We start from the raw sequence: 11,040 nt of genomic DNA on the forward strand, positions 1-11,040 counted from the left end.
TCATTACAATTCCCTTCTAAAACTTACAAATACATGCAAAATAGACTACTGGATTATTTTTTAAATTGTAGTATACTTATTGATTATTTTGATTTTCCCAATAAAAACATCGAAGGTGACACAATGTTCTATATAAAACAACTACTACATTTCACTTACGAACAAGCATTATCTTGCTTATTCCCAGTCATTATTTTCTTAACACTAGCCCTTTCAAAAATTGTTTCAATCCCAGGGTTATACCGCTATGATTTCATACTCATCGTATGCCTTCTTATGCAGTGGATTATGTACAAGACGGGTCTTGAAACAAAAGACGAACTAAAAGTAATTACCATCTTCCACCTCATCGGCCTTTTACTAGAAATATATAAAGTACATTTCGGTTCATGGAGTTATCCCGAAGAGGCATATTCAAAGGTTTTTGGAGTTCCGCTATACAGCGGTTTTATGTATGCGAGTGTCGCGAGTTACATATGTCAAGCGTGGAGAAGGTTGCATTTAAAAATGCATCATTGGCCGAAAGCTATTTTTGCCGTGCCGTTAGGAGCTATGATTTACTTCAATTTTTTCACACACCACTTTACATACGATTTTAGATGGATATTAACTTTACTACTATTCATTGTTTTCTCTCGCACATTTGTACAATTTTCATTACAAGGCGTTACATATAAAATGCCACTCGTTCTCTCCTTTTTCCTTATCGGATTTTTCATTTGGATTGCAGAGAACATCGCAACATTTTTCGGAGCATGGCAATATCCAAATCAACGGGAAGCATGGAGTCTCGTTCACTTAAGCAAAATTAGTTCATGGTTTTTACTCGTTGTTATTAGCATTATGATTGTCACGCAGCTCAAACATTTGAAGGAATCAAAAAGATAATGCTGATTATGTAAAAACAGTTAGCCCATCACTCATTAGAGAGTGATGAGCTAACTGTTTTTAGTAATATTTTTTAAACCGTCCTTATCAAGGGAGTTATAATTTACAAGAGTATAAGCAATTACACATTATGAACTGCTACTAGCAGAAGATGTTGCTACAGATGAAGCGGCAATCGTTGCCATCATGGCTGCCTGTTGTGCTTGTATGAGGACTTCTATCATTGTTTGTAAACCTGTGTTAGTAGCTTTACTTTCCTCACCTTTCTGACTTACGAACAGTTGAATAGCAATAAGAATAGTTGTATCTGTATGCCAACGGAACAATTTATCCCCCTGCAATTTTTCAATAAATGCTCGAATAGAATGAATCTCTTTTTCTCCGTCCTCGAGTAACGCTAGTAGCCCGATAGCTGGGTAATGCATCTGTTTTACTTTTACCTTTTCTTGCTTTAACAAATTCCATATATTTGTACATTTTGCAACTAATAGTTCTTCCCTGACATCCTTCTTTAGTGAAAGAATATGACTCAAAAATTGAAGATCATTCCCTTTACGCAAACCAGCTGTCGCTAGTTTCTGATAAAGACGTTCCACTCGGTCCATAAGTGTTTCTACATGCTCTGATTGTCCTGCTAATAAAACTGCGAGCGGATAATCATTTGTACTTGTAAGAAAGAGGTGATCCTTTTTCATGCGTTTATATACTTGCATTGAACGCTGAATATGTGTGTCATGCTGTTCATTTTCTTCTGTTAAAAGCACAGCTGCTGCGAGATAAGTAAATATACTCCGGCTAAAGCCACCAGTGACCAATTGTTCATATAAATCTAAAAACTTCCGAAAAGCTTCCTTGTAATCTGTAAAGTGAATATCTAATGTTGCGGCCACTACAAAACGATGATAAGACTTTAAGTATGAAAACATCCCTACCTGATTCTTAATATAACTACTAATTTCTAAAAAACGTCCGAGATCAAACAATTTATCACTACCTGCATACATAGCAGCAATCATCATTCCTGTTCGAGAATCACTCGTTTTCCATTTTAGTTCTCCCTTTAACTGTACATATGTATGTTTATATTGCTCCAACTTTTGCTCTAATGTAATCATAGTATTCACCCCTATTTCTAGTTCTTCTCTATCATTATACATATATTCCATATTTAGGAATACTACAATTAATAATCACACCATAAAAATTATAAAATTCTCTTATCCTTCTTCATCAGCACCACGATGATAATCCCTAATCCTTCAAGAAGTTATACAAAAAAGGTAGATAATAATTTATCTACCTTTTTTGTATATATTATTTAACATTACAACTGTATCGCTTGTTATATGCAATTAAGACTAAAGAGCTTTAATAATACGTTCCATCGCTTTCATTTGCCCAATATGATCAGCTTCATGATAAAGCATCATACCGTAAAGCTCCCCTACTGTTTCCAATCCTAGGAATGGCTCTGGCAGTTTATTTTCAAATGCTTCTGCTGGAATTTCGTTAATACGTTTTGCTTGTTCTTTTAATTGAGCCGTTAACACTTCTAACGATGGTCCTTCTGTTTTCCATTTAGATGGTCGTGATCCATACCCAAACATACCTGGATATTCAGTTGGTAATTGTTTGAATTCTTTTCCAAACATGAAAACTTCTGCTGCTGTTAACACGTGACCGATATGCCAACGAATTGTATTGTTAAAACCCTCTGGCTGCGTATCCGCAGTTTTATCATCTAACGTTTCCATAAATTTAAGTAACGCCCCGCGCGTTATTTCAAATTGTTTTAAACCCACTAGTCTATTCATTTTATCGTTCCCCTTCTTGATGTACAATTTATTATGAACTAATAATGTTCAACTTATTAAAATTTCACCTTGTTTAATCTATCAGAAACAAATAAGAAATACATCTAATATGCTTATTAAAAATAATAAAAAGGTTCACTCCTCGTAAATATAGAATTACTTACTATGTAAATAAAAGAGGAGTGTACTTGCATGTTACATATTTTAAAACAACAATATAATCTTATTAGCTCTACAAGAGAAACTCTATTTTCGTTTTTGGAAGAAATCCCAGTAGAAAAATTACATAGCACAGTTCCTAATTTCGGAAACGGTAGCATTATAAAGACTCATATTCATGTAGCCGATTGCTATCAATACTGGCTTGGATCATTCGCATTCAAGCAAAAAAGAGCAGATTTTTCATTTGCTAGCGATTACGAAATTGAGCATGCAGATGTGGAAAAAGTCCGTGCTAGATTTAAGTTAGTAGACGAAACTGTACAACGTTTTTTAGATGAATACAATGACCGTTGGCTCGAAAATATAGCAAATGAAGTGAAATGGCAAAAAGAACCTTGGAGCACAACTCCGCTATGGCTTTTAACTCATACGGAGACGCATGAATTTCACCATAAAGGACAAATTGTATCTATGGCTCGTCACCTTGGATACAATCCTCCTGATACAGACCTTAGTTAATTCAATGGTCCATGATTACCGAAAAAATTAGAATGAATACAAATCGAGCATGTTTTGAAATCCAATCAAAACATGCTCTTAAAATATTCTATCTTACAATCTCCATATCCTCATCAATACCAAATAGTCTCAGCATAATTATATGCATCACTATTTGGTATTGCATGTTTCCCCTGCGCTTGTGCCTTTCTTGGATCTAAGTCATATACCATTGGCGTATAGCATGATGTTTGCCCTTTATTTACAACACCATTTCCTCCAGCACTTCCACAAGTGTATGCCTTTCCATCTGTTTTTCTAACAATCCTTGCATCAGCTTCGTTATTATAAACTGCCAGGCGAGTTACAGTAACTTTTGCCCACGCTGTCTTACACGTCGTGCTAAATTTTAATTCCACATAAGAATTTGAATCAATCCACTTCTTTTCTTTCGTTACTGCAGATTGATCACAGCTGTTATAATAAGGACTTTTCCCATCATATGAATGGTCTTCTGCGTATACTTTATCGCTATTAGTCGCGCTAAACATACTAGTTACAACGAGTAAAGATAGCAATAAACATGCACTCGTCTTTTTTAAAAGTTTCATATCATTTCACTCCTTTATTAATAACGTGCTGTTTTCCCGTAACCGTTATTAAACGTAACTGCTTCAGCATCTGCTGTGTATCCGAAATCAGCAGTTAAATCAAATACCATTCCTGTATAAGTGCTCGTTTGACCTGTTTTTATTGTGCCGTTCCCCTGATTAGAAGTAACTGATTTTTGGAATACACCATTTTTGTATTTATTCACAACAGCGTACGCGTACACTCCTCCCGAAACAGCTGGTGCTGGTTGATCTAAAACAAACTTAGCCCATGCTGCATGACATTTATTACTGTAACGTAAATACACTGTCCCTACTTTTTTACTACCTTCATATACAGCTGTAGATTTTGCATTAAATCCATCTGCATCACACGTCGTACTTCCCCCGTATACTTTCGTTGTTGCTGGATTTTTCCCATCATAATAACTACTTAAATCAGTAGCTGCAAATGTACTTCCTTGAAAACTAAATAATACACCTATACTTGCCGCACTTAACACGCATACTTTCATTAACTTTTTAAACATTTTAAATTCCTCCTCACAATAAGTACGTATACTAAAGACAAGCTATACTGCTATGTAAGTCCTCCTTTCACGCTTCCTAGAGGCATCTTGCAGAAACGAATAAACGTTGTAAATTCCCTTATGATTATTGGAATATACGAAGAATTTTACTTATCCTTGTAAGAAAAAAAGTTGAGAAATACACATTTTATAGCATTCTATATTTAAAACATAAAAGAACCGATACTTGTTATATTCAAGCATCGATTCTTTATACAAAATTGCCATTTTTTCTTTTATATAAAATAAATATTTCTCCACTTAATCCGTTACAAAAAACTCCCTCGTTACATCAATAAATTGTCGCAGTGGCACTGTCATCCATTTGTCTTTATGCCAAGCGATTTGTGTATAAATTGGAGATATTGTTTCGTTTAACATTAACTCCTTTAACGTCCCTTCCCGTATATCTTTTTCTACTACTATCGCTGGTAAAACGGCTATACCTAAATCTGCAATAACACATTGTTTAATTGCTTCAACACTAACAAATTCAATTTTATTTGCTGGATATACATCTTCCCAGCGAAATAGCTCTTCAAATAAAGTCCGATACGAGCAGCCTAATTCTGTTAGTAAAAGTGTTTCACTCTCTAAATCTTTTATAGAAACTGAAGGTTGTTCAAGTAAACGATGCATAGGAGCAGCTACTACTTTTAATTCTTCTTTCATAAGTGGTTCCACATGTAAAACATCTTCTGTTTTACATTCGTCCAAAATAAATGCAAGATCTACTTTCCCCTCCATCAATTGTTCCTTCGCATCTTTATTGGAGTGTGCTGGTTTAAATATAAGTTTTATTTGAGGAAATTGTGCTTTAAACTTCTTTAATATAGAAGGCAGTCTGTATGTACATTGACTTTCTTGTGCACCAATTATTAACGTACCTGCTATTTCTTCATCATCTTTCACAGCCATTTTCGCTTCGTTACTGAGTGCAATCATCTTGTCGGCATATAGTTGAAACTTCCTACCTGCTTCAGTTAAGAAAAGACGTTTCCCTAATCTCTCAAATAGTGGTGTACCGAGCTCAGCCTCTAATGTTTTAATTTGTGCTGTAACGCTCGATTGGGCAAAGTTTAATTTCTTCGCAGTTTGTGTAAAGTTCAAAGTATGTGCCGCTACTTTAAATGTAATTAACTGTTTTATTTCCATTTATCATCCCTCTTTTCAATCGATATTTTCGATTGATTCCATCGAAATAATCCTCTTTGTCTATTGATATTTGTATTGTATGATAAAGAACATCTATAAACAATATAAATGGAGGTATTCCATATGAAAGCACTTTGTTTCGAAACATTCGGAGACGCTAATGTTCTACACTATAAAGAAATACACGATCCAATCATAAGTCCAAATGAAATTCTTGTCCGCACGAAAGCAATCGGATTAAACTTCGCTGATATTTATAGACGCCGCGGCGATTATCATCTTGCTGGCAATCCGCCTTATGTATTAGGTTATGAAGGAGCTGGAATTGTTGAAAAAGTAGGAGCTGACGTTACTACTATCAACCTAGGAGACCGTATTGCATTTGCGGACGTCCCATTTGCAAATGCAGAACTAGTTGCCGTTCCATCTGAAAAAGTAATCCCACTACCAGATTCTATTTCTTTTGAAACAGCCGCTTCTGTCTTATTACAAGGATTAACTGCACATTATTTAACGCACGATAGCTATCAACTAAAACAAGGTGATATAGCTTTAGTACACGCTGCAGCTGGTGGCGTCGGTCAACTTCTTATTCAAATGATTAAACTACAGGGCGGAACAGTAATTGGTCTTACATCATCAAAAGAAAAAGCAAAGATAGCTACATTAGCTGGTGCCGATCGCGTATCTTTATATAACGAAGAATGGCATACGAAAGTACTTGAAATGACTAATGGAACTGGAGTAAATGTTGTGTATGAATCAGTAGGTTCTACATTAGGGGAAAGTTTTAACGCTACTAAAATTGGCGGTACTGTCGTATTTTACGGAATGGCTGGTGGTAATCCTGCGCCAGTTGATCCGCGTATGCTTATGGATACTTCAAAAACTTTAACTGGTGGAGACCTTTGGAACGTGCTTACCACTTATGAAGAACGTAAAAAACGATCTACTCAATTATTCGATTGGATCGCAACTGGAAAATTAAACATTTCAAATCCTACTACATTCTCTTTACAAGACGGTGCTCTTGCTCATGAATTATTAGAGAGCCGTAAAAGCACAGGGAAGATTTTATTAATCCCATAATTCACAAAATGAAAAGGAAGCTAGATTTCTCTACCTTCCTTTTCTTATTTCTATTTGAGATTTAATTATATTTCCACACTTTCTTTCCCTTTTGCAACATAACTCATATCTCCAACCGACTCGACTGTATATGTTCCATCTTGGTATACAATCTTCGTCACACTAGCATTTTCCACCCCAAGTTTTGTTTTGCTACTGTCTAACATTTCTATTAAGGTAGTAATCAAAAGCCCATGAACGACAACTAAAACGTTACCGCCACCATTTCCAGCAGCTTCTTCACTAATTTTATCTATCTCAGCTTTTATGCGAGTAGAAAATAATTCCCAATCTTCCGCCTGTTTTGTAGGATCTGCTACTCTAATAAGATTAATCACTTCTTGAATAGAAAACTTCATAAGTTCTTCTGGTGATGCAACGCCTGCAGCTTTTCCAACCACATCCCACATATTCTCAAGTTTTTCACCTTCAAAAATACCGAAATTTAATTCTCGCAAATCTTTTCTTTGCTCAAGTTTTAATTTTGATTGCTCACTATATTTTAATACTAAATTAGCAGTTTCAATCGCTCGGCCGCTATCACTACTATACGCATTCATAAAATGAATATCTTTTAATCCTGTTCCTAAATTTGTGGCAACTTCAACACCTTTTTCTACTAATGGAGAATCAGCCCAACCTTGCGCGCGATGATTCGTATTTAATATTGTTTTACCGTGTCTTGTAACATATAAAGTAACTGCATTCTCATTACTATCTGTTTCTCGCTTATTCATTTCATTCTCTCCCTTTACGTTTCTATATCAATTTTACCACCTCAATTATTCATTGAGCAAAATATACGTCAGTAGATCCGCTTAATAAAAAAGCTATCTTTCTGTATATCCATACAAAAAGATAGCATCTTTTATGATTACATTTCTTAACCGTTACTCCTACTCAGCAAAAGCACTCGAATATTGTACAATTCCTTCTACACCTCGAAGAGAATTTTCTGTTAATTCCATTATCATAAATACCTCTTCAGGCACTTCAAACGGTGCTTTTATATTCCACTCACTTGCTTTCTTAAAACCAAATTTCGGGTAGTACTCTGGATGTCCCAATACTACAACTGATCCGTATCCAAGCTCTTTCGCTTTTTCTAATGCAGCTACAATCAGGTTTCCACCAATTCCTTTTTTCTGATGACCCCTAGCAACTGAAACTGGTGCAAGTGCTAACGATTCTACAGAAGTTCCATCTTGTTCTATTGTAATTTTCGATAACATAATGTGACCAACTATATCTTCATCTACCGCAACAATTGATAACTCTGGAACAAACGCGTCACATTCTCTAATACGTTTTACAAGTTCATGTTCTGTTTTATCACTAAATTCTTCCTTTAAAAATGCTTCTTTTATGACTTCTTCTGTTTTTCTATAATCATTTTTTTGTTCTTGTCTAATCGTTACCATTTTAACTTATCCTCTATCCTTTCTTATTTCTTTTTGAATTTTACGCAGTGCTTTTTTCGATCCGCGCTCAATATCGTGTTGCATTTTTCTTTCTTTATAATCAACAAATAGTGTATTTAAATCGTATCCTTCTGGATATAACTCCTTCGCTGCTACTTCTAAAGTAATACGTTTTACATTTACTTCAACGAATTCACCGTTATAATATACAACAACGTTATAAAAATTATCTTTTTCCTTATAGATGATACCAAAATCATCATGATCCAATAAATTAACGCGATCGCCGATTTTGTACTCATAATGAGATTCTCTTTTTTCTTGTACAAATTTCGGTTTTCTAATTTTACTTTCATTCACTTTTTCTAAAGCGTACTCTTTATTTCCCATATACTCTTTCGCTCTTTTCAGTACATGTTCTTTTACGCTCATTTTATTCGCAATCCAAAGTGCATTACTTTCTCCTGATTTTCCGATAACTAATTTATAAAGCGGCTCTAGCGTTTCACTATTAAACTGCATCGCTGCATTCATAAAGTCATCATGCATTTCTGAGAATCGTTTAATTTCTCCGTAATGCGTACTCGCAACGGTAATACATCCCGCAAAGTACAACTCTTCTAAAATAGAAATTGCAAGTGCTGCACCTTCATTTGGTTCTGTACCGCTCCCTATTTCATCAAATAAAAGTAACGTATTATTATTTGACATCCTCATAATCTCAGAAAGATTTTTCATATGAGACGAAAATGTACTTAGTGCATTTTCAATACTTTGATTATCACCAATATCTACGAATACATTTTCGAAAATAGCGATTTCTGTACCTTTATCTCCTGCAATATGAAGACCTGACATTGTAGCTAATGTTAACAATCCAATCGTTTTTAACACAATTGTCTTTCCGCCCGCATTCGGCCCTGTAATAATTAAACTACGATACTCTTGACCAATTTTAAAATGTAACGGTACAACTTGCCCTGTTAAAAGCGGATGCTTACAATTCACTAAATGAATGTAGCCATGATCGTTTAACTTCGGTTCTATTCCATCAATCGATTTACTAAACTTCGCTTTCGCAAATACCATATCATACTGACTAATTAGCTCCATGTTAATCTTTATACTATATATGTTTTCTAAGACCATTCCTGATAAAGTCGCTAAAATCTGATACTCTTCAAGCGCTTCTTCTGCTTTCAAACCTGCTAATTCTGCATTCAATTTCGTAACCGTATGCGGTTCTATAAATACAGTAGAACCTTTTGCCGAGGCTTCAATAATACTTCCAGCAACTTGATTTTTATAGGAAGATTTAATTGGAATCGTATAACGGTCATCCTTTTTACTAATAAAGAATTCCTGAATGAATTTCTTATTTGCACTACTATTTAAAAACTTCGTTAAACGTTCTTTTATTTTCCCATCTACAGAATCGATATTATTTCGAATTCGTTTTAACTCTTTACTTGCAGCTACATCAATACTATTTCCTTTAATTGAAAAGTTAATTTCCTCTTCAATACTTTTATATTCAGTCATTGAATTTGCATAAGAAGCTAATACTGGTGCAAAAAATTCTTTATCTAACATAAACTTTTTAATCTTTCTACACCCACGTAAAAAATCTGAAACACTTACTAATTCTTCTGGATCTAAAATCATCCCTTTTTCTAATTTTTGAATTGTACTAGCAATATTAGAAATGCCGAAGAAAGGAACATGCCCTTCTGCATCTAATATAGCTCGTGCTTCTGTCGTTTCATTCAAGCGATTTCTCACTACTTTTATACTCGTACTCGGCTCTAATTTGTTTACTAATTCCTTACCTAATCCACTTACACAATAAGATTTCACTATATCCTTTAATTCGTTATATTGTAACTTTTCAAAAGTCATCGTATTCATTTTGTTTCTCCTCACTATGATTGATTTTTATCATAAATGAAGATACCTACTCATTAGATTCCAATGAGCTCTACATTATTTAATTACCATTTTTATACATTAAAAATATATACAAAAAAGCTGCGGGGATACCGCAGCTTTTACATTTACAAGGCATGAGTAATAACATATGAGGAAATAAGCCATAAAAAACAGATGGCAATCCCCTTATTACACGCTTTATAAAGTATTGTAGGTATCTTCATAGGTATTGAAATAAATCCATGACAAAGCTAGGGGTATGGTATACATAAAAATCCCCTGTTCTTATCTGATTTATTTCATTAAATTTTTCCTATTTAGTACCTACCGCACTCACAAAAAGCACCTCTCATTAATTTATATTATAGTCATTGAAATCTAATTTATTGAAATCATCATACTATATGTTACGTGAGAAGTAAAGGTGCCATACTTCAGTAGTACGCAACTCTACACTTCAATATTTCTTAAATTAGACCTATATTCGCTGAGGAGAAATTATAAGAAGCGCCTCCGCTATTGCGAATGTCATTTCCTTCCCCTGATACATTTAATAATTATGACAAGCAATAATAGGAGGTTTACTATATGAGTGAAGAATATAGTATTTTACATGGAACTGCTCTAGAACCAAATTTAATCGGTCCCACACTACCATCAATTCCACCATTTACATTACCCACCGGACCTACTGGAATCACAGGTCCTACCGGTGCGACAGGTTTTACCGGAATTGGAATAACTGGTCCTACTGGGGTCCTACCGGAATCGGAATAACTGGTCCTACTGGGGGTACAGGTCCTACCGGAATCGGAATAACTGGTCCTACTGGCGTTACAGGTCCTACCGCCATCATAATAACTGG

At 34.8% G+C, this 11,040-nt stretch carries 12 protein-coding genes and 1 pseudogene (1 of these 13 only partly in view); 5 read left to right on the forward strand and 8 right to left on the reverse strand.

Annotated elements, in window-relative coordinates:
• Positions 1-123: 123 nt before the first annotated feature.
• Positions 124-888: a DUF817 domain-containing protein gene (locus tag DN400_RS25055; RefSeq protein WP_000499377.1), complete on the forward strand. Its 765-nt coding sequence runs from the start codon at positions 124-126 to the stop codon at positions 886-888.
• Positions 889-1,016: 128 nt separating this feature from the next.
• On the opposite strand, the gene DN400_RS25060 is transcribed toward DN400_RS25055, so the two are convergent.
• Positions 1,017-2,054, reverse strand: a complete 1,038-nt coding sequence (locus DN400_RS25060) for a DUF4003 domain-containing protein (protein WP_025117957.1) — start codon at positions 2,052-2,054, stop codon at positions 1,017-1,019.
• Between the two features lie 192 nt (positions 2,055-2,246).
• Positions 2,247-2,702 carry a DinB family protein gene (locus tag DN400_RS25065; protein ID WP_001081119.1) on the reverse strand — a complete coding sequence of 152 codons (456 nt, stop codon included), beginning with the start codon at positions 2,700-2,702 and terminating at the stop codon, positions 2,247-2,249.
• Positions 2,703-2,894: 192 nt separating this feature from the next.
• Between DN400_RS25065 and DN400_RS25070 the strand changes: the two genes are divergently transcribed.
• Entirely contained in the window at positions 2,895-3,383 is a 489-nt protein-coding gene (locus tag DN400_RS25070) for a DinB family protein (protein WP_147802001.1), read from the forward strand.
• 113 nt (positions 3,384-3,496) lie between these two features.
• On the opposite strand, the gene DN400_RS25075 is transcribed toward DN400_RS25070, so the two are convergent.
• From DN400_RS25075 to DN400_RS25085, 3 genes are all read right to left on the reverse strand, one after another.
• On the reverse strand, positions 3,497-3,973 hold the full coding sequence (locus DN400_RS25075; RefSeq protein WP_000771159.1) for a DUF2690 domain-containing protein: 477 nt from the start codon (positions 3,971-3,973) through the stop codon (positions 3,497-3,499).
• 17 nt (positions 3,974-3,990) lie between these two features.
• Positions 3,991-4,503 (reverse strand): YjfA family protein, encoded by a 513-nt coding sequence (locus tag DN400_RS25080; RefSeq protein ID WP_000473732.1) that lies wholly within the window; start codon positions 4,501-4,503, stop codon positions 3,991-3,993.
• A 300-nt stretch (positions 4,504-4,803) separates the two neighbouring features.
• Positions 4,804-5,697, reverse strand: a complete 894-nt coding sequence (locus DN400_RS25085) for a LysR family transcriptional regulator (RefSeq protein WP_000403893.1) — start codon at positions 5,695-5,697, stop codon at positions 4,804-4,806.
• 123 nt (positions 5,698-5,820) lie between these two features.
• On the opposite strand from DN400_RS25085, the gene DN400_RS25090 reads away from it, so the two are divergent.
• Entirely contained in the window at positions 5,821-6,786 is a 966-nt protein-coding gene (locus tag DN400_RS25090; RefSeq protein WP_000645269.1) for a quinone oxidoreductase family protein, read from the forward strand.
• Positions 6,787-6,851: 65 nt separating this feature from the next.
• Here the strand turns inward: DN400_RS25090 and DN400_RS25095 are convergent, their stop codons facing one another.
• From DN400_RS25095 to DN400_RS25105, 3 genes are all read right to left on the reverse strand, one after another.
• Positions 6,852-7,562 carry a histidine phosphatase family protein gene (locus tag DN400_RS25095; RefSeq protein WP_001042044.1) on the reverse strand — a complete coding sequence of 237 codons (711 nt, stop codon included), beginning with the start codon at positions 7,560-7,562 and terminating at the stop codon, positions 6,852-6,854.
• 159 nt (positions 7,563-7,721) lie between these two features.
• Complete coding sequence (locus DN400_RS25100) at positions 7,722-8,246, reverse strand: GNAT family N-acetyltransferase (RefSeq protein ID WP_000256462.1); 525 nt, start codon at positions 8,244-8,246, stop codon at positions 7,722-7,724.
• 6 nt (positions 8,247-8,252) lie between these two features.
• Positions 8,253-10,154: an endonuclease MutS2 gene (locus tag DN400_RS25105; RefSeq protein ID WP_097821695.1), complete on the reverse strand. Its 1,902-nt coding sequence runs from the start codon at positions 10,152-10,154 to the stop codon at positions 8,253-8,255.
• 609 nt (positions 10,155-10,763) lie between these two features.
• Between DN400_RS25105 and betA the strand changes: the two are divergent.
• Together betA and DN400_RS30190 are read left to right on the forward strand one after the other, a co-directional pair.
• Positions 10,764-10,975, forward strand: a pseudogene (gene betA, locus DN400_RS30350) (collagen-like exosporium glycoprotein BetA); the annotation flags it as partial.
• Positions 10,949-11,040, forward strand: partial view of an exosporium leader peptide gene (locus tag DN400_RS30190; protein ID WP_481747370.1) — the beginning only. 574 nt of this gene lie beyond the right edge of the window; only the first 92 of its 666 coding nucleotides appear in the window; it begins with the start codon at positions 10,949-10,951; its stop codon lies off the right edge, out of view. The pseudogene betA and the gene DN400_RS30190, both read left to right, overlap by 27 nt.

This window comes from Bacillus sp. AR8-1, from assembly GCF_008042345.1.
GTDB classification, from domain to species: domain Bacteria; phylum Bacillota; class Bacilli; order Bacillales; family Bacillaceae_G; genus Bacillus_A; species Bacillus_A cereus.